The following is a 255-nucleotide window of genomic DNA, read 5'->3' as shown; positions in this document are numbered from 1 at the left end:
TGCTTGGCGGTATCGAAATCGTCCCGCACTCCGGCACCATCCGGCAGCGCTATGAGCCCATCGGCGGGAGCAGTACCTTCCGCCTTTCACGCGGAACCGGCATCAAGCAAACGCACTGGCAGCGCACTGCAACCAGCGTAGGTGGCACCGGCTACCTCGACCCCGGCCTGTTCGCCCTGGACTACAGCGAACCGCTGGAACTGCTTTGCGTTCAGCCCCGCTCGATGGAGGGGGTTACGCCTATCTTCACTCTGC

The 255-nt window shown here is 63.5% G+C and carries 1 pseudogene; it reads left to right on the top strand.

Going from position 1 to position 255, the window contains the following annotated elements:
* A pseudogene (locus L6D89_RS32550) lies at nt 1–255 on the top strand (hypothetical protein); the annotation flags it as partial.

It is taken from the genome of Pseudomonas pseudonitroreducens, assembly GCF_021603645.1.
Classification (GTDB): domain Bacteria; phylum Pseudomonadota; class Gammaproteobacteria; order Pseudomonadales; family Pseudomonadaceae; genus Pseudomonas; species Pseudomonas pseudonitroreducens.
The sequence above is the reverse complement of the archived record's forward strand: the minus strand, read 5'-3'. Positions and strand labels throughout refer to the sequence as shown.